This window comes from Priestia sp. TRM10 (assembly GCF_057808375.1).
Genome location: NZ_JBJZOT010000013.1, coordinates 233,182 through 251,694, shown reverse-complemented (window position 1 = coordinate 251,694; position 18,513 = coordinate 233,182). Strand labels below are relative to the sequence as shown.

The following is an 18,513-nucleotide window of genomic DNA, read 5'->3' as shown; positions in this document are numbered from 1 at the left end:
CTCTCAAACTCTCAAAATGTTACCGTTAACATTTTATCTTATTGTAGTCTGAATTTTAAATATTTGCAACAGGTTTCCTTAAATTCTCTTTAAGTTCAAAAGCCCTTCTAAAGAAAGAAAGGCTTTTGAATCAATTTTGGACCTTCTATTGTTTTTAACAAGAAACTTTCTTTACTGCAATATTCCAACAGCGAGAAACTTCCAAACTTTGTTTCTACAGAAATATCAACTCGACTTTGGAGATCATCCAAATAGGCTAGCAACTCTCTCGCTTTTTTTATATTTACCACATCTTCTTTATATAAAATAACATCAACATCACTTGTCTCTTTTACAGTTTGTACTCCTGTAGCTAATTCAAAGCCAACACTTCCTCCAAGGCCCCATCGCTCCTCAGTTTGTAGAAGCTCCCTCACTTGCTTTAGCGTCTGAAAGGCTTTTAAATGTTGTCTTTCCTTTGATGGAAAACTCTCTTGTAACTGAATAGGTGAAATCACCTTACTAATGACACTCTTACTTATATAAAGGCCAAATCGTTCACTTCGCTTTTTTCCCCGCACACCAACAGGGATATATTCTCCCCTAAAAGGCGCTCTTCGTACGACAACATACGGAGAAGCTTGAAGAGAATGCTGTGCCCACTGTGGTAACTCGTTCTCTTCTGCTAAAAATCCATCCCTTAATGAAGAAAGTTTAATTAAATCATGTGGTTTTAATTCCACTGTTTTTTCATTCTTTCTCTTACCTCAATAGAGGCTTTTCGTCCGCCTAAAAGAGCTTCCTTTGTTTCCAAACGAATGGAAAGGGAACGATCATTTCGGTTTTGAACATCGTGAATACTAGTTATAAGCGCGTCTTTAACAATATGAATATCTTCTTCTGAAGGATGATCTCCATTGATATTTGTTATAAGCCGTGAAAGAGCACCAAGCGTTTTATAAGAATGAATATCATAAGCCATAGCAGGAACCTTCTTTGTTGCTTCTTCAAGCTCTCTAATCGTTCTTTTTGTAATACGCGCTGCTGACTTTTTTGACATCGCTTGTACATTAATTTTATCATCCTCTATTGAAAGCAAAACATTAGCTTGAAGACCTAGTGCTAAAAAAGCACCTGAAATAGCGTTTCCTGGAATAATTCCAATCACTGGATGACCGCAAAGTCTTGCTTTTGCTAACATGTTTACAGAAGCAGCAAGAGCTACATTAATGCCAAGCACTTCTTCTTTGTAACCGTAAGCTTGTGATGGAACATCAATAACAGCAATAATGGCCCGCTTTTTTTCATTCTTCTCATCTCTTTTAATAAACTCTTGCACCGTTTGCGCAATTTTCCATCCTTCATATAAACCTACTTCACCGTGACGGGCTCGCTTGAATCGGCTATAAGAATCAGGAACTACTGCTATATAGTTTTCATTTTCATCAATATGTGAAAGAACGGTAGAGGCCCATCCAGAAGGACTTTGAACGCTTGTTAATGCTTCAAACCACTTTCTTCCTCGACTTTGATCTTCTTTTTGATCACTCCCTTTTACTCTCTCTTTAGGGAGTTCCTCTACCTCTTGTTCCTTTAAATGATGATACAGTTTCTCATAATCTTTCGGAGTAAAGGTATCTTGTGCAAATGCTTTATTAATTAATGTTAAATAGAAGTTAATTTCCTCTGTCCGATTTTTAACAGGATGTTCTTTCATCGCTTTTTTAACGTTTGAAAGGATTTCATCAATATCGTCTTCAACAAGCGTGTCTACAAGACCTGTTTTGACTCTTTGTGTTCCGCCGATCATTTCCCAAATCATTTTTTTATCGCTTGAATCAAGTTCTCTTACTCCTGCTTCTTGTTCAATCACTTCAGGTCCATTTAAACCATAGCGTCCACTGGGTGTAATCATAACGTGAGAAAAAAGAGCTGCTGTAATAGACATCCCGCCGAATCCACCAACTTTGCCTGGGATGATTCCAATTGTTGGAACATATTCATTTAAAGCAACAATGGCTCCTTGAATTTCTGCAATTGCCAAAAGTCCATAGTTTGCTTCCTGCAGCCGAACACCTCCTGTATCAAATACAACGACAGGTACGATTTTCTTTCCTTCTCTGTTGTCTTTTAAAGCAAGCTCAAGCGCACCAGCAATTTTAGCTCCCGATACTTCCCCAATACCGCCTCCTTGAAACGCTCCTTCTATTGAAATCACAACCACTCTTTCTCCATCAATTTCACCTTTTATAACGATAACCCCATCATCATTTTGAGGAACGATTCCTTGTGGCTCGAGATGCGGAGACTTCATCCCTTCAAAAGGATCTAAAAGTTCAATTCCTGCCCCACTGTCTAAAATTGCTTTTGCCCGTTCACGTCCGTTTAATTCGATGAAGCTTTCTTTCAATTTACTCATGTTCACTCACCTCTAACACTTGAGCTAAACGCAGTCCTACAACACCAGGAGTTGCTCCAAAGTCGTTTATTGTGAATATTCCTGTTACCTCATTTTTTATAAAAAAGCGCTCAAGCACAGCTTCCCACACTTCTTTAAATCCTTCACTTCCAGTTTTAATTGTCACGATTGCTTCCTTCTCTTCTGTTGGCTCAACAAGTATTTCTAGATCACCTGATGCAACAACCCCAATATGCGCACGTTTGGTTATTTTTCGCTTTCCTTCATAAATGTAACGAAGTGTTTCCATCTAAATTCCCTCCAATTCCTCTCTTCTCTAATTCATATAAAAAGAGACCTGCCGCTAGTAAATCTGCACTCCCACCAGGGGACACAAAAAGCGCTTCAACAAGGCTATTTAATTTTAGAAGACTTTGAAATCCTTCTCTTGTTCCAACTCCGCCATCTTGAAGAACGGCACGAGCCCCTTCTTTCACCTTTTCTAAAGCAAGAGGTCCTCCCCTATGAAGAATACACGTATCATCTAAATGGGCCATTACAGCCATCAAGGCATTTAAACGACTATGATTTATATTTTTTGTTTCTCTAAGCATTGGTAAAACAAATTTTATAATATGAGGAAAACCAGCTTTGGCTTCTCCTACAGCTCCATTTACTCCGTACTTTTTCTTTACTTTCGTTCCATTTGTTAACTTTTTTATCATAAAAGCATCCTCAAAACGAGCTATTTTGCCCGCTCTTTTCGCAATTTCCTCTGAAGTACTGTTTCCTTGTGAAGCAACACTTCCAATCAGTAAACCAAGAGACCAAATTGCTCCTTTATGCGTGTTTATTCCATTTGTTACAGCAAACATTTTTTCTTCTGCTTTTCTTCCTATTTCCCCTAATGTCTCTCGCAATGATTGGGAGGGTTGTTTACCTTTAGCAGCTTGAGCCATGTCCACAAAAAAAGGATAAAGGGAACGAGCAGAAGCTTTCATCATGGAAAGTGTCAAATCATGATGAGAGCCGTTGTTTTCTTCATCAACTAGTCCTGGCTTAGGTGTTAAACATACTTCATCGACTAGCGCCTTTACAGCTAATGTACCTAAATATTCACTCGTATTAAAAACGGCTATTTTCCCCATAACATCACCAGTTCTTAAATTTTTCAGGCGGATCGTAAAGACCGTCTGACCATTGAACCAATTCACGTACATTCTTAGCTGCAAGCAGGGAACGCTTAGCTTCTGTTCGTTTCACTTTTAAATCTTCCGGTAATGCGACAAGTCCTTTATCTCGTAGCTTTTTCATTTCTTTTGGGCTTTGTTCGCGTCCGAGCTTTGTTACTCCAGCAATTGCCGAAAGTGCCTGTCTTCTTTCCTCAAGCCCTTCAGCTTTATAAAGATACGCAACTCCTTCTTCTGTTACAACATGTGTAACATCATCTCCGTAGATCATCACAGGAGTTGTTGCTAGATTTGCTTCATCACGCACTTTAATAGCATCTAATGATTCCACAAAAACAGGGGAGTTTCCTTGTCCATATGTTTCAAACATTTGCACAACAAGCTTTTTCCCTCTTTCCATACTTGAGTTTGTTGTAATCATATCTAACCAAGCTGGAGTTGAATGCCTGCGCCCATGTGGATTATGCCCCATGTTTGGCGCACCTCCAAATCCTGATAAGCGCCCTGAAGTTACTGTAGAAGAGTTCCCGTAATAATCCATTTGCAGTGTAGAACCAACAAACATATCTACTGCATATTGCCCAGCAACTTGACAAAGGGCTCGGTTCGAACGCATTTTTCCATCTTTCCCTGTAAAGAAAACGTCAGGACGCGCTGCTGTATACCTCTCCATTCCAACTTCCCCGCCGAAGCTATGAATGCTTTCAACCCAACCGCTCTCAATAGCGGGAATGAGTGTTGGATGTGGATTAAGCGTCCAATGTTTCGCAATTTTACCCTTTAGTCCTAAAGACTCTCCATACGTTGGCAAAAGAAGCTCAATTGCTGCTGTATTAAATCCAATCCCATGATTTAAGCTTTGTACATTATGCTTTTCATAAATACCCCGAATAGCCATCATACCCATTAAAATCTGAAGTTCAGTTATGCCAGAAGGATCTCGTGTAAATAAGGCCTCAAGTTGATATGGTTCAGGAGACTGAACAACAAAATCCACCCAATCAGAAGGAATATCAACGCGTGGAAGCTCTTCGACAATTTCATTTACTTGAACAATAACAATTCCATCTTTAAAAGAGGCTGCTTCAATAATTGTTGGCGTTTCTTCTGTATTGCTTCCTGTATACAAATTCCCTTTTTCATCTGCTTTCTCAGCTGCTACAAGAGCAACTTTTGGAATTAAATCAACAAACAAACGTCCGTAAAGTTCTAAATAAGTATGAATTTCCCCCATTTTCAACATGCCGTCTTCAATCATTTGCGCAACGCGTAGACTCTGTGGGCCAGCATAAGAAAAATCAATTTTACTTCCAATTCCTTTTTCAAAAAGAGTTAAATGATCAGGCCTTGAAATACTTGACATAATCATGTGAAGATCATGAACTTTTTTAGGATCCACACTATTTAAAGCTTCTGAAAGAAAAGATGCTTGCTTTTGATTATCCCCTTCAAGTACAACTCTATCACCGCTTGAAATAAGACACTCAAGGGCTTCTTTCATATTTTTGGCGTCAATAATTTTACCCTTTACAAGATGTTGTACAGACGCTAGCTTTTTTCTTTTCTCATCTCGTTTTGTCGTCCATGAACAATTCTTCATCATACTCACCTCTTGTTATTTACTTTTGTATTTCTGTACTAGAAAAAGGACATCATCTAATGAAAAGGATGAAAGAGGAAAAAAATGTCCTTCTGGGAATTTACGTTTGATAAGATCTACTAGAACATGACCAGGAGCCATTTCAACAAATAGTTTTACACCAAGTTCCTTCATAATAGTGGAACAGTTATGCCATAAAACAGGATGAGAAACGTTAAAAGCTAAGTCTTCCTTGACAGTTGAGCCTGTTTGAAGTGGGCGAGCATTTTTATTTCCGATGAAAGGAACAGTAGGATCTGAAATTAGACATTTTTCAAGTTCATCAAAAAGGGTTTTCCCTACGTTGTCCATAAGTGGACAGTGTGAAGGAACTGTCATGTTTAAAAACTTTGCCTTTGAGGCTCCCTGCTTTCTTGCTTTTTCTAACACAACTTCTATACCTATCCGCTTTCCTGAAACAGTATACTGATCTTCTGCATTTTCATTAGCTATATAAACAGGCGTTGTTTCATTATGAATAGACTCCACCATGTGAACTAACTTTTCCTTGTTCACCCCAACAACAACGCCCATGCCATATTCTTCTCCGCCAACGTTATCCATTAATTCAGCACGTTTTTTCACAATGTAAAGTCCATCTTCAAAAGATAGGACTTTTGCCGCTACAGCTGCAGCGAAACTTCCTATTGAATGCCCTGCAACAACGTGTGGATAAATGTTTTCCTCCTCAAGATGAGCTTCTAAAACAACACCTTTTATAAACAAGCTAAGCTGAGTACCAACAGATGTATTAATATACTCTTGATCATCAAGCAGAAGAGGATCGTGACCCAACCGATTTTGAGCTCTCTCGAGAAGTGAGGAAGTAAGAGTTGTTTTGGGGAGATCATCAAGCATCCCTTCATACTGCGTTCCTTGCCCTGGAAAAAGAAAAGCTATTTTGTTCACTGGTCCATCTCACCTCCTTAGCGTTATTTTCTAAAAAAAAGAACGCTCAAATTGTACGCAAAGCATTCTATTTATTATGTAATATCTTATTTTTAGTGTATTCTTCTCTTTTCTTTATGTAAAATATGGATTCGTTTATAATAGATATAACTCTGGGGTTATAAGTAAGAAAGGAGAAGCCTTTTCATGGATTTATTACAGCTTCGCTATTTTCAAACAGTAGCTAAATATGAACATATGACAAAAGCAGCAAAGTCTTTATATATTTCACAGCCTTCCTTAAGCAAAACGATTCGCACGCTCGAAAAAGAACTTGGTGTTGATCTTTTTTGGCGTAAAGGAAAAAGCATTAAGTTAAGTACGGCTGGAAGAGTGTACTTAGAACATGTGGAAAAAGCCCTTTATTCTTTAGAACAGGGGGAAAAAGCACTGCAAGGGTTACAGCCACATGTCTTTGGAACATTACGTTTCTCTATGCTTGTTGGTTCTCCTATTCTTCCTGAACTTCTTCAAAAGTTTAGTGAAATTCACCCTAAAGTGGAATTTCATATTAGCCAAAATATTGATGGTAGGGAAGTACCAAACTCATTTGATATTTGTCTTTCGTCTTCTCTTATCAATCTAAAAAATGTAGAAAGTACTCGTCTGTTTACAGAACGAATTATGTTAGGCGTACCCAAAAGTCATCATCTTGCTCAAAAAGAGACGGTCTCCCTAAAGGATATAAAAAATGAGCGCTTTATTTTACTAAATGAAAATAAAAATTTACGCAAAACAGCTCAGTCTATTTGTGAACTCGCTGGCTTCTCGCCTACCATCTCTTATGAAAGCGACAACCCGTCAACAGTAAGAGATCTTATTAACGCAGGGCTTGGCGTCTCGTTTATTCCGTCTATTACATGGCATAAAGTATTGAATTCAAGCGTCGTGTTATTACCAATAGAAGAGGCTTTTTCAGAACGAAACATTTACCTTTCGCTTCCGAAGGAAAAGCAGCATTCTAACGTTTCGTTGTCCTTCCAAACTTTCTTAATTGAGTTTTTTTCCAATCTTACATCTTCAAAAAACTTTAAAGATATGTAAAAACTATACCAATAAGTTATCAATCATAAAAAAAGCTCTTCCTCTAAAAGGAAAAGCTTTTTTGTCTATTTGTTAATGGTGTGAATGGTGATTACTTTCTTTCTCTTTTTTTGATTTTAATGATTTTGCGTCCTCTTCTGAAAGCTCTCCAACAATCATCTGTTTTGTTGGCATAATATGAAGGTTCTTTGTTCGAACATCTGCTTTAACGTAGTAGATCCCATCTTCACTAAATGTGTTTACTACTTCATATGTTCCTTTCGCTGTTCTTTGTCCTTCTATCACTTTTTTATTTTCTTCATTTCCCTTTTTCCATATTTCAACATTCATTCTCTCTAGCTCTTCTACTTTCTTATCTTCCTTTGTTACTTCTACTTTCAAGCCTACTTCCTCATTCGGATTCATAGTTTTAGGAATCATAATAACTGCTTTCAGCTTTTCTGACTGTCGGTACAATTTAGCCGCATCAGAATCAACACTACAAGCTGAGAGCAAAAGTATAATAACAAAGCTCGAAAAGAGATAAAAAAATTTTTTCATCATTTACACCTCTGAACCCCCTATCTTTTGTCTCCCTAAGCGTTTAGAAATCTTTTTAATTGTGGTACTCTCTTGACAATGAAGAAATCAAATAGAAGTACAACAATAATTGAAATGCCCACAAGCGGAAACAAAATTCCCATTATAATAATGATAAAAGATAAAATTTTCATTTGTTTTGGATTTTCAGCTGCTTTTGGAGCCCCGAGCTTACTTTTTGGCTTACGTTTCAACCAAAGATAAAAGCCGCTTAATACAACGCCTGCAATTCCTAAACAAACAAGAAGTCCTATAAGCTGATTCATAAGACCAAACTGTGTTCCTTTATGAATTGTGATACCAAAAGCAATCATTTTGCCTAACGGTTTATAGCTATCATATCGATAATCAGCAAGTACTGCTCCTGTGTATTGATCAATATGCATTGTCACTTCATCCTGTGCTTTAGGTGGAAATAGTGAAAGCGTATATACTCCATCATCTGTTTGCGGAAATATGACGTTGTATCCTTTTGTAACATTTTGCTCATCAGCTATTTTTACTACATCATCAATTGAAAGTGGCAAAAGGTCTTTTGATGTTGAAAGAGGAACCTTCATTGTCTCAGCTGCCCAAGGCACATCTGCAATTTCTTTTGTTTGTACATCAGACTTCGGTGCGTCACCAACCCAAACAGAAGGTGGATATCCAAGTCCTGCATTTGTTGTAATCTGCTGAAACGTATTCCCCCACAAACCAGACCATGGAAGACCTGTAAAAATAAGAAACAGTAAGCCTGCTGAAATCCAAAAGGCAGGTACTGCATGCAAATCTCTCGTAAGAACTTTCTTCCCCTTCGAAAAACGCGGCAGTACAACGCCCCAAAACTTTGTTTTTCTACGTGGCCACCATAAGTAAATACCTGTTACAACGAGAACAAGTCCCCAGCATGCAGCAAGTTCAACAATACGATCTCCTATCGTACCTACCATAAGCTCTCCATGGAATTTTTCGATATTATCCATAAGGCGGTCTTTATCATTTAATTGTCCAATAATTTCTCCATTGTGTGGATTCACAAAAATAGTATACGTTCCATCTCCTATATGAACGCCTACTTCTGATGAACGAGTAGGTGAATCACTTGGGCGATATTTATATACATGAGCATCTACATATTTCGATGTTACAACTTCAATTTGTTTTGAAGGCAAGACGCTCCCCTCTTCATTTTTTACTTCATATAAATCTTGATACAAAAAGTTCTCAATCTGAGGTTTGAATAAATAAATTCCTCCTGTTATTGCTAATATAAGCAGAAAAGGAGTAAAAATTAACCCCGCATAAAAGTGCCATCTCCAAATTGTCTTATAAAAGGAGGAAGATGAAGTTTTTGCTGTGGGACGTTCATCCCGGTTTGAAGTTTTATCATCTGATGTCATTTTGTGTTCACCTTCTTAATTTTAAAATAGATGTTATTGTATAAAAGAACTAAATTTTTCGAACAATGTTTCCTTATTAAGATTAGGTGACAGCTAACTATTAAACAAGAGGGGGAATGAAGAAAGATGTGAAAAAACATTGAACAAAAAAGCCAGGGTATTTTGGCCTATAAAAAAACAGCTAAACCGTTAATGGTTTAGCTGTTTTGAGGAGCAAAAAGAGATTTGTCTTCAACTTTGTGGGTCACAAAGGTTAAAACCAAGCCAAATAAAATCATTCCTGAGGCAATTAACGTAATAAGGGTAAAACTCGCTCCAACATTTAAAAAGACTGTGCTTAGAGTTGCACCAATTGAATTAGCTAAATTAAAAATAGAAGCGGCAATCGTCCCTGAAAGTGATGGAGCTTCCTTTCCAGCTAAAATAATCTTAGCATTTAAAATTGGTGTTGTACCAAAGGTTCCAGCCCCAAATAAAAAGCACATGACAAAAGCTACAAATTTAAATGGAATAAGGAAAGTAAACAAAGCAAGAACGGCTGCTAATCCAATGAGAACCATCATTAGTCTTTCTGTTAAAAGATGCGGAGGGATTTTGCCAGATGCAAAAGTTCCAATAACAGCACCAACTCCAAAAACAAAAAGACCAATTGTAATATTCGTTACGTTAAAACCCGCAATTTGCGTAAGCATTGGTTCTGTAAATGTATAGGCTGTAAAAACACCTGAAAAACCGAAAACAATAATAGCAAGCACAAGTAATACATTTCGATTTTTAAATATTTTCAGCTCTGAACGCAAATTAGGAGCAACACCAACCTTTTGATTTGGAACAACAAGGATAAGACCAATAAGTGAAATAAAGCCTAATAATGCTACAAACCAAAACACATAGCGCCAGTCAAAAATCCCGCCAAGATAAGAACCAAATGGAACACCCAACATAATAGCAATTGTTAGGCCACCTTGTACAGCAGCAATTGCACGCGTTCCTTTCTCAGGTGTTGAAAGCGTAAATGCAATGCTCATACATAAACCAAAGAAAGGAGCATGCATTACAGCAGATAACAAACGAGATAAGACAAGCACCTGAAAGTTTGGTGCCGTAGCTGCGATAATATTACTTATAATAAACAAGCCCATTAAACCAAGAAGAAGAGGCTTTGATGGTAATCTGATTGTTGCAATTCGCAAGAGAGGACCGAATATTGCAACGCTTATTGCATAAACACTTAAAAGAAGTCCAGTTGTGGAAACATTCACATGTAAATCCTCAGCAAATTGAGTTAAAAGACCTGTTACAACATATTCAGTCATTCCAATAGCGAATGTTGAAATCATAAATACAGTTAAAATAATATTTCGAGAAGCAGAGAATCTGCTCATATTCTTCTCTCTCCTTTCATTCTATATTTTCATACAAATGACTAGGATATAGGATTTTTTCGTAAAAGTCTATAGAAATGCGGTCATTATAAAAAAATCTTTACAAACCTTCTCCACATTTTTACGTACCCTTATGAATTGTAGAAAAAACAGTTTATCGAGGAGAGGAAGAGGATTTCTAACTATACTACATAAAGAAGCTAGAAATTTAACGTCACATATACAATAAAAAAAGACGCTGTTTTTGCGCCTTTTTACGTTAATTTCTCATATAAACTAGAATGCATTACAAAATGATCACGATTTCTTCCATTTCTTTTTGCCTTAAACAAAGCCTCATCTGCTTCTCGAATTACATCTTTCAACGTTGAAGATGAGGAATGGTACGTGTCATCAAAGCAGGAAATGCCAAAGCTTGATGTAACATTGATTTTTGCTCCTTGGACAATAACAGTTTTTTGCTCTATTTTTTGACGAACTTGCTCTCCCCATTCATACGCTTCAACAAGGGAAACATCAGGAATATAAATAATAAATTCTTCCCCTCCATATCTTCCTATAAAACCCCTATTTATTAAAGTATCTTTTGCAATTTTAGAAATACTCGTTAATACCGCATCACCTGCTTCATGACCAAATGTGTCATTTACACTCTTAAAACGGTCCACATCAAACATAATAATACAGGCTTGTCCACCATGTTGCTGAAACTTTAGAAACTGTGCTTTTGCTTTCTGCATAAAAAACGTACGATTTAAAACTCCTGTTAATCCATCAATGCTTGCAAGATGTTGAAGTTTCTCTTGAAGAATCACTCGTTCTGTGATGTTACTGAACGTTACAATAAACCCAACTTGAAATCCTTACTGATTTTGAATAGGAGAAAATCGAACGTGAAAATATTCTTCTTTATTTTCTTGTATCACTTTATAGTCACAGTCTTTTCTTTCTTCCATAATGCAAAAAAGGTCCACGTTATCTCTCACAATTTGCAGGACACTCGTTCCAATAGAGCATTTGCTAAGAGCGGGTATAATAGACGTCATCTTTTGATTGTAATCGACAATATGAGTCTGTTGATTTAACACAATAACGCCTTCTTGCAAACTCTTAAAAACCCGATCTCTTGCAATGGGCGCAACATTAAACATTTGAAACATAAAAAGAGCTATACCGTGAAAAAGAAACGAAATACTCATTGAGATCGGTCCAAGGTCGATCCCATAGGAGCTAATTCCATTCAAGTAACCATAATTTGCTATCATGGGAACAAGCAATCCAAAAAACATAAGAAGAAGCTGTATTTTGAAACGAAATTGTGCTTTTTTTATTTCTATCAGCAGCACAATTGCTCCTGTTACAATACACGCAAACATAAAAAATGAATGAAGATAAAAAAAGGGACCGTGTTCTAGGTTTGCAACTGGAAATGGTGCATCCGCTCTTAAAGAAACAGTCGTATAGTAAAGATGGTGGAGATCATTCGTGCTGTGCATAAAGATTGTCACAAGTGGAATAGCGAATAAAATATAACGAAGCCACACGCTAATCTTCTTGCCTATGTATTCAAAACACATGAGTAAAATAAAGGGAGGAATAAAAGGCAATGCTAAATATTCCATCCCTACCCAAAACTTTATTTGCACCAATGAAGTGCTTTTAAGTTCGAAAACGTAAGAAAAAGTGAAAAAGGTGGACAAAAGTGTCACAAGTGTATAGGAAGTAGCCCCAGGTGCATCTTTTATCTTAAAATAAGAATAACAACAAAGAAAAAAGCTTAATAAACCTGCATCTGCTACAACAGTAATATACACCCATAATTCTTCCACGACCCGTTTCCTCTCAATAGTTAAAAAGAACTATTTTTTTCATTATATAGCAAATCTCTACTTATTGACTAGTTTTTAATTTATTCTCTTATTTTATTTCTTCTAGCTCATCTTCTGTTACCCATTTGTGATTTTTCACTTCTTTTCCTGATGTTTTTGAGGTATAGCTTACCGTATAAACTGTCGTTTCCTTAGCGGACACAATCGTTGCCTCTGCTCCCTTCATCCCTTTCATATGGTTTGCTTCAAGCATAACTTTATCTCCTTTTTCCATCGTTTTGTTTCCTGTATTTTTTATCTCTTCTTGAATCACCCATTTATGATTTTTGACCGTCTTCCCTCCTGTTGTTGGCTTATATGAGACAACATAAGCTATTGTGTTATAGGCCCCTTCAATTGTTGCTTGTGCTCCTTTCATTCCTTCCATATGACCTGATGTAATAATAGCTTCACTTCCAACTTTAAAATGAGGATGTTTTTCTTTTTGTAAATCTTCAGGGACTTTCTCGGTTCCGCTGTGCTCTTCTTTATGCTGATGTTCATTCTGCATTGTTGTCTCTTCTGTAGCCTTTGAGTCACTTTTTTCACTGCATCCGCCAAGACTTATACTAGCTGCTAATCCTATCAAACCAAGCTTTTTATACATCGTTACCACTCCTCTCTTTATTCTCTTTCACAATATACCCCATATAGGTATAAAACAAGTTATAATATGCCCATCTTCTTTTAAAATCATGGGTTTGTTAAAAATTTTTAACTTATCATTTTAAAAAATAAGCGAAGACATTTAAAGAGGCGAATGACCTTTTTCTTTTGAAAAAAAGCTAAAAATCTTTCTCTTTACAAATTGAATTTTTAGCAGTATATTACCTATGAAAACATCATATTGAAATTCCATTTCACCTTATATCGCTTAATCTGTAAGGAGTGGGGGACCCAATTTTTGTGCTTTGTCACTAGGGGTGAATCCTTTTAAAAAGGTAGGGCTACTCTAAAGGCCCGAATCCGACAGCTAACCTCATCAGCGTTTATAGAGAAGGTTTGCTTTATGCTGCTTAATATGAGCGCTAAGGAAAACCTTAGGGCTCTTTTTTGTGCTCTTTTTTAAGCCTAGTAAACACTTCCTTCATGAAATGGCAAAATCTTAGGAGGAAAAAATGATGAACTATTCAGCTCTTAAAAAGTGGTTAATTGGAAAGCCTTTAAAATCAAACGAGCTTGGAGAACAAAAGTTAAGCAAACTAAAAGCGCTTGCTATTCTCTCGTCTGATGCGCTATCTTCTGTTGCATACGGCCCTGAACAGATTTTAATTGTTCTTGCAACAGTTGGGGTTGTCGCATACTGGTATTCTATTCCAATTGCTATTGGAGTCCTTATTTTACTAATGGCGCTTATTCTTTCTTACCGTCAAATTATTTATTCTTATCCCGAAGGTGGCGGAGCTTACGTTGTATCGAAAAAAAACTTAGGAGAAAATCCTGGACTTATTGCAGGTGGCTCACTTTTAGTTGATTATATTTTAACCGTTTCAGTAAGTATTGCAGCTGGAACAGACGCCCTTACATCGGCTTTTCCTGCCATTCACGATTATAAAGTAATTATCGCTTGTATACTCGTTATTGTTATTACTCTTTTAAATTTACGAGGTGTGACAGAATCGGCGTCTGTCCTTGCTTATCCTGTGTACCTCTTTGTAATTGCTCTTTTAATCTTAATTGCAGTTGGTCTTTGGAACGTTGCAACAGGGCAAACTCCCCCTGTTACACATACAGCAATGGGTACAGCTGTTCCTGGAATTAGCTTATTTCTTCTATTACGAGCTTTTTCATCAGGATGCTCAGCTCTTACAGGAGTTGAAGCTATCTCAAATGCGGTAACAAATTTTAAAAATCCTGCTGCTCAAAACGCAGTCAGAACGCTTAGCGCAATGGGAATCATTTTGGCAATCCTTTTTTCAGGAATTATTTTTTTAGGCTATTGGTACGGCATTTCTCCAAAAGGAAATGAAACAGTTGTCTCCCAAATTGCAGCTGAAGTTTTGGGAAGAAACGGATTATACTATTTCGTTCAAGGAACGACAGCCTTGATTCTAATTCTTGCAGCAAATACAGGATTTTCAGCCTTTCCTCTTCTAGCTGTTAATCTTGCAACAGACAAATATATTCCGCGAATGTTCACTATTCGTGGAGACCGATTAGGATATTCAAATGGAATTGTGACTCTTGGTGCTGCTTCTATTTTGCTTATTGTTATTTTCAATGGCCAAACGGAAAAACTTATTCCGCTCTATGCTGTTGGTGTATTTATCCCTTTTACACTTTCACAAACAGGGATGATTGCAAAGTGGCTGAAAGAAAAGCCTAAAGGATGGCAAGGAAAAATGATCATTAACCTAGTCGGCGCTCTTATTACATTTATTGTACTCATTATTTTCTTTACAACAAAGTTCACTCAAGTGTGGGCAGTACTCATTTTCTTACCAGTTATGGTTCTGGCTTTTCATCGTATTAAACGTCATTATGAAGCAGTTGGTGAGCAGCTTCGCATTTCAGATGACGATCAAACCACATTTGCTTTATCAGGAAATGTAGTGATCATTCCTGTCGCAGGAATGACAAAAGCTGTAGAACGTTCATTAAGTTATGCAAACCTTATCGGAGATACCATTATTGCTGTTCACGTTGCTTTTGATCGTGAAAGTGAAAAAGTACTTGAAGAAAAATGGAAAAGAGTACATCCAGACATTCGACTTGTTACGTTTTATTCTCAATATAGAAGCCTTGTCCGTCCGCTTCTGCGGTTCATCGACATTGTGCAAGAAAAATCAAAAGATAGCAATATGGCAGTAACAGTCCTCATTCCACAGTTTATTACAAGCAAAAGCTGGCACAATATGCTTCACAATCAGTCCAGTTTATTGTTGAAAGCACATTTGCTTTATCGAAAAAACGTTATTGTAACAACTCTTCCATTCAAGTTTAAGAAATAACTAAAAAAGGAAAGCGTATTTTTCATCATAAATACGCTTTCCTTTTTGCTTACTTCTGATATTATGACTTTACCCGCATAAATTTCCAGTAATTGAAAAAGATAAAAAGAAGCTTATTTTATAAAAGGAGGGTATTTATGAAGTTTCTCTACCCCGTTTTTATCCTTCTCTTTTCTTTACTAAATAGAAGAAATCTTTTTTCGTATGAAGTTACTATTTTTCCTTTTTTCCCGTTTAAGCAGGTTAATCCCGATAATCTCAGCTCCTATAAACCGCTCTCCTTTTCTAAACAAAACAGATTATCGGAAAGAGCTTGAAAATGGAGAGAATTTTTTGGAGTATTGCTTTCCCAGGGTTTGGTCAATTTTTAAACGGAAAATATATAAAAGGAATTACATTTATCATTTTAGAACTAGTAATTAATGTAAGAGCAAATTTTAATGAAGCAATTTACTATAGCTTTCTAGGAAAAATTGAGAAAGCTTCTGAAACAGCTGAGATAGGATGGCTCATGTTTTATCCTTGTATCTATTTTTTTGCAATGTGGGATGCCTTTAAAGATGACGGTGGTGGGAAACATCCGTTAACGTTCCTTCCCTTTGCCTTCTGCGCTTACTCTGTAACAGTTGGACTTATGTATTATTCAAAAATTGAAATTGCTCATCATAATTTAGGACCTGTGTTTCTCCCTATGCTCTTTGTTATTCCAGGAATTTTAATAGGGCTGTTACTCAAAATACTGCTATCTTTTTTGCTAAATGTAAAAAAAGAGCAGAACTAATTCTGCTCTTTTTATTACATTTGATTTGGTCTGCTAGTTCCCGTTTCAACAGGTTTAAGCTCTGGAGAAGCTTGTTTTTCTGGAGGGTTGTCCACATTTCCGCTCATTGTTTTGTTCTCGGACGCTTGAGGATATGCTTCAGCAGCTTGTGAACCTGCTTTTGCTACTTTTGAACCTACCTCTTTAATATCTTCTTTAGAATCTTTGACTGTTGAAACTGCATCTGAAGAAATGTCTTTCACTTCTTCTACTTTGCTAAATACGTCTTCATTAAATTTAGCATACAAATCTTGTGCATCACTAATAGCATCTTTTAGAGTCGTTGAAGCCGTCTTAAAACGGTCAATCATTTGATTTTTTGTTTCTTGAGGATTTTCTTTTACATTCACTAACATTTCTTTTGAAGAAGCCGTCATTCCCGACGCTGCCTTTTTCACTTTGCTGCGTGTTGTGGAATCAAAAAGAGTAAGAGCTCCGCCAATAATTCCACCAATAATGATTCCTTTTAAAAGCTTACTATTTGCTTCTTGATCCGTATATTCTTTATACATTTGTTTGTTCATCCTTTTCTCCTCCTCTTTTTATCGCTTAACTTACTATACCTCTTCCCCCTTCTTACTAAGAGTAAACCAAAAAGCATTTCATTACGAAATGCTCTCTATTTAGCTGCAATACGCTCGTATACATCTCTTAGCGTTTCACACCCTGATTTCTGAACTTTTTTAACATATGTGCACCACAGCTTTGCTGTAAGCTTTGCGTCTCCAAGTGCATGATGGCGATTCTCTACAACGATGTTATTATCAAGGCACCATTCTTCAAGCGGCTTATTATCATCTTTTTCATCAGCAATTCGATATAAAAAAGAAGTATCAATAATTCGGTGTTTTAAAGGTGCGCGAAATAGCTTCCAGCTTGCATGCTGTAAAAAATTCTTTTCATGATTTGCGTGATGAGCAACAATTGGCATATCTCCTACAAAAGAAAGGAAGTCAATGAGCACATTTGATAGAGAAGGAGCATTTTTGACCATTTCTTCATTAATTCCCGTTATCTCTTTGACCTCTTTTTTTAAGATTCCTTCATATTGAACAAGCGAATAAAATGATTTCGCTTCCATCATTTCTCCCTTTTCTACTTTCACAGCTCCAATAGAAAGAATTTCGTCCCCTTTGTTAGGAAAAAAACCGGTTGTCTCTAAATCCAACACAACAACGTCAAGTTCACAAAGAGGCACATTCAACGCTCTTTCTACATCAAGTTCTCGTTGAAGCTGACGCAAATAAGCTATTTGCTGAGAACTCATCCCTTGAGCTCCGCCAAAAATACTGGCATTTAGCTTACCATGCATCTCCCTCATAAAATGAATAAACGGCTCAAACCCCATTATCTAACATCCTTTTTTGATAATCTTTTGTACATATTCATGTAGCTTTCTCCCATTCTTCAAAATGTGCTTTACTTCTTTTTTTTCATCCTTGCTCAACTTTTTAATATTTAAGTAATGTACTTCATCATATGTTGTAGATGCTTTAAAAAGCGAGACTCTATAACTTAACATTCGTTCAAAATTCTCGTAGTACGATTTCAGCTCTTTATAGCAAGGAAATGAGCAAAGTTCAGAGAGCCTTTCTAAAGTTGACGTTGCATGAATTCCCTCCTTAATTGATAAAAGACGAACGCTGTTTACATATGGCATAAAAGCAGCGTTTTTAATATGAATAGAGTCTTTATGTGCCCCATTATCTTCAACAAAGATTTGCCCAAATGGACCAACAGCTTTTTTCACGTGCATCATATTATCTAAAAAACGCCTTAATAATGTGGGATGTTCTTTTTTAAAATCATGCACTTTGTTTTTTAATGTTGTGATGTACTTCTCTTCTCCAACAAGGGAGCGAGCATCATAGAAGATTTGCAAATAGCGCATACTCTCCCAACTTTGTGAATCCATCCATTCTAGAAGCTGTTCTTCCCACTCTTCTAGCGATTTTCTCCATACTTTATTTGAACTCATTACATTTCCTTCACAATAAGGATAGCCAACTTCATTTAAACCAAATGAAAGTTCTTCTCCAAGAGATTTAAAATATGTTTCATACTTTTGGCTTTTCGTCTCATATACAAGTCCATGATCTTGATCACTCGCAACCCCTTGTTCACGCCTTCCAGCACTTCCGACTACAAACCATAAAAAAGCACATGGTGGTTCACCACTTTGCTTTTTTATCGTTTGAAAAGCTTTGTTAAACACCTTTCTCATCAGCTCATCGTGAAATTGATTTAACTTCTTGTTATCTGTCAAATAAGCTTGAATGTGTTCAGAACGCCATTCTTTTAGTTCTTTGTACTGAGCTTCATTTTGCACT

Annotated in this window: 18 protein-coding genes and 1 riboswitch; of the genes, 3 read left to right on the top strand and 15 right to left on the bottom strand. The window is 36.7% G+C overall.

The window, feature by feature from the left end; all coding sequences use genetic code 11:
• Positions 1-107: 107 nt before the first annotated feature.
• From ACK3CR_RS12580 to ACK3CR_RS12555, 6 genes are read right to left on the bottom strand one after another with little or no spacing between them, the layout of a single operon-like run.
• Complete coding sequence (locus ACK3CR_RS12580) at positions 108-722, bottom strand: malonate decarboxylase holo-ACP synthase (protein ID WP_243513607.1); 615 nt, start codon at positions 720-722, stop codon at positions 108-110.
• The gene (gene mdcD / locus ACK3CR_RS12575) at positions 713-2,398 is read right to left on the bottom strand and encodes a biotin-independent malonate decarboxylase subunit beta (protein WP_488975511.1); all 1,686 of its coding nucleotides are present in this window, start codon (positions 2,396-2,398) and stop codon (positions 713-715) included. The genes ACK3CR_RS12580 and mdcD overlap by 10 nt, the downstream gene beginning before the upstream one ends.
• The gene (locus ACK3CR_RS12570; RefSeq protein ID WP_488975510.1) at positions 2,391-2,687 is read right to left on the bottom strand and encodes a malonate decarboxylase subunit delta; all 297 of its coding nucleotides are present in this window, start codon (positions 2,685-2,687) and stop codon (positions 2,391-2,393) included. The genes mdcD and ACK3CR_RS12570 overlap by 8 nt, the downstream gene beginning before the upstream one ends.
• Positions 2,662-3,525 (bottom strand): triphosphoribosyl-dephospho-CoA synthase, encoded by an 864-nt coding sequence (locus tag ACK3CR_RS12565; protein ID WP_488975509.1) that lies wholly within the window; start codon positions 3,523-3,525, stop codon positions 2,662-2,664. Before ACK3CR_RS12565 ends, ACK3CR_RS12570 begins: the two co-directional genes overlap by 26 nt.
• Before the next feature lie 4 nt (positions 3,526-3,529).
• Positions 3,530-5,167 carry a malonate decarboxylase subunit alpha gene (mdcA, locus tag ACK3CR_RS12560; RefSeq protein ID WP_410914367.1) on the bottom strand — a complete coding sequence of 546 codons (1,638 nt, stop codon included), beginning with the start codon at positions 5,165-5,167 and terminating at the stop codon, positions 3,530-3,532.
• A gap of 15 nt (positions 5,168-5,182) precedes the next feature.
• The gene (locus ACK3CR_RS12555; protein ID WP_488975508.1) at positions 5,183-6,115 is read right to left on the bottom strand and encodes an ACP S-malonyltransferase; all 933 of its coding nucleotides are present in this window, start codon (positions 6,113-6,115) and stop codon (positions 5,183-5,185) included.
• A gap of 186 nt (positions 6,116-6,301) precedes the next feature.
• Here ACK3CR_RS12555 and ACK3CR_RS12550 point away from each other — a divergent pair, with 186 nt between their 5' ends.
• Positions 6,302-7,198, top strand: coding sequence for a LysR family transcriptional regulator (locus tag ACK3CR_RS12550; RefSeq protein WP_243513619.1), 897 nt, complete (start codon positions 6,302-6,304; stop codon positions 7,196-7,198).
• A 72-nt stretch (positions 7,199-7,270) separates the two neighbouring features.
• Here ACK3CR_RS12550 and ACK3CR_RS12545 read toward each other — a convergent pair whose 3' ends face one another.
• The 6 genes from ACK3CR_RS12545 to ACK3CR_RS12520 form a co-directional block, all read right to left on the bottom strand.
• On the bottom strand, positions 7,271-7,741 hold the full coding sequence (locus ACK3CR_RS12545) for a FixH family protein (protein WP_430239422.1): 471 nt from the start codon (positions 7,739-7,741) through the stop codon (positions 7,271-7,273).
• A gap of 32 nt (positions 7,742-7,773) precedes the next feature.
• Positions 7,774-9,159 carry a PepSY-associated TM helix domain-containing protein gene (locus ACK3CR_RS12540; protein ID WP_488975507.1) on the bottom strand — a complete coding sequence of 462 codons (1,386 nt, stop codon included), beginning with the start codon at positions 9,157-9,159 and terminating at the stop codon, positions 7,774-7,776.
• A gap of 197 nt (positions 9,160-9,356) precedes the next feature.
• Entirely contained in the window at positions 9,357-10,544 is a 1,188-nt protein-coding gene (locus ACK3CR_RS12535) for an MFS transporter (protein ID WP_243513627.1), read from the bottom strand.
• A gap of 254 nt (positions 10,545-10,798) precedes the next feature.
• Positions 10,799-11,359: a GGDEF domain-containing protein gene (locus ACK3CR_RS12530; protein WP_328123424.1), complete on the bottom strand. Its 561-nt coding sequence runs from the start codon at positions 11,357-11,359 to the stop codon at positions 10,799-10,801.
• A gap of 48 nt (positions 11,360-11,407) precedes the next feature.
• Positions 11,408-12,373, bottom strand: a complete 966-nt coding sequence (locus tag ACK3CR_RS12525; RefSeq protein ID WP_488975506.1) for a histidine kinase N-terminal 7TM domain-containing protein — start codon at positions 12,371-12,373, stop codon at positions 11,408-11,410.
• A gap of 88 nt (positions 12,374-12,461) precedes the next feature.
• Positions 12,462-13,019, bottom strand: a complete 558-nt coding sequence (locus tag ACK3CR_RS12520) for a YdhK family protein (protein WP_243513636.1) — start codon at positions 13,017-13,019, stop codon at positions 12,462-12,464.
• Between the two features lie 254 nt (positions 13,020-13,273).
• Positions 13,274-13,416, top strand: a riboswitch (cyclic di-AMP (ydaO/yuaA leader).
• Between the two features lie 117 nt (positions 13,417-13,533).
• Between ACK3CR_RS12520 and ACK3CR_RS12515 the strand changes: the two genes are divergently transcribed.
• Together ACK3CR_RS12515 and ACK3CR_RS12510 are read left to right on the top strand one after the other, a co-directional pair.
• A complete protein-coding gene (locus tag ACK3CR_RS12515) occupies positions 13,534-15,363 on the top strand; it encodes an APC family permease (RefSeq protein ID WP_243520931.1) in 1,830 nt (609 codons plus the stop codon).
• A 319-nt stretch (positions 15,364-15,682) separates the two neighbouring features.
• On the top strand, positions 15,683-16,144 hold the full coding sequence (locus ACK3CR_RS12510) for a hypothetical protein (protein ID WP_234962031.1): 462 nt from the start codon (positions 15,683-15,685) through the stop codon (positions 16,142-16,144).
• Between the two features lie 14 nt (positions 16,145-16,158).
• Here ACK3CR_RS12510 and ACK3CR_RS12505 read toward each other — a convergent pair whose 3' ends face one another.
• From ACK3CR_RS12505 to ACK3CR_RS12495, 3 genes are all read right to left on the bottom strand, one after another.
• Complete coding sequence (locus tag ACK3CR_RS12505; protein ID WP_243513637.1) at positions 16,159-16,707, bottom strand: hypothetical protein; 549 nt, start codon at positions 16,705-16,707, stop codon at positions 16,159-16,161.
• A 95-nt stretch (positions 16,708-16,802) separates the two neighbouring features.
• Positions 16,803-17,531, bottom strand: a complete 729-nt coding sequence (locus ACK3CR_RS12500) for an exonuclease domain-containing protein (protein ID WP_488975504.1) — start codon at positions 17,529-17,531, stop codon at positions 16,803-16,805.
• 3 nt (positions 17,532-17,534) lie between these two features.
• Complete coding sequence (locus tag ACK3CR_RS12495; protein ID WP_488975503.1) at positions 17,535-18,512, bottom strand: DUF294 nucleotidyltransferase-like domain-containing protein; 978 nt, start codon at positions 18,510-18,512, stop codon at positions 17,535-17,537.
• Position 18,513: the final 1 nt, after the last annotated feature.